Raw genomic sequence first — 548 nt, forward strand, 5'->3', positions numbered from 1 at the left:
TGAGTTAGTAATTACACACTCACCTTCAAGGCAAATATTGTATAGCTCACTTGCACGCAGAGAGGATTTTGGCGTCATACCACCAACAACACGGTCATTTTTAATTAATTCGACCATCACTTGGCCTGGTAACACACGCTCAGGGCAGTACGCTACATCGCTATCAGCCTCTTCCCCTGCTTGATGAGGGAAGGTTAAATCAGGGCGAGCAGCTGCCATCCACCCTGCCATTTGCTCTGCTGTTCCTACTGGCGATGTAGACTCAAGGATGACTAAATCCCCTTTCTTCAGCACCGGAGCCACAGACTCAGCTGCAGCACGTACATACGCGAGGTCAGGTTCGTGCTCGCCTTTAAATGGCGTAGGCACAGCAATCAGATAAGCATCTGCAGGTTGCGGCTTAGTAAAAGCTTTCAGATGGCCTTCTTCAACCGCCTTTTTGACCACGATATCCAGTTCTGGCTCCACGATGTGGATTTTACCCTGGTTAATAGTATCAACGGCATGTTGGTTAACATCGACACCAACCACTTGTTTTTTACGTGATG

General features: G+C 48.2%; 1 pseudogene. It reads right to left on the bottom strand.

What is annotated here, in order from left to right:
- Positions 1-548, bottom strand: a pseudogene (locus tag A9O67_RS12940) (UDP-N-acetyl-D-mannosamine dehydrogenase); the annotation flags it as partial.

The organism is Tepidimonas fonticaldi (assembly GCF_001675355.1).
In the GTDB taxonomy this organism is placed as follows: Bacteria; Pseudomonadota; Gammaproteobacteria; order Burkholderiales; family Burkholderiaceae_C; genus Tepidimonas; species Tepidimonas fonticaldi.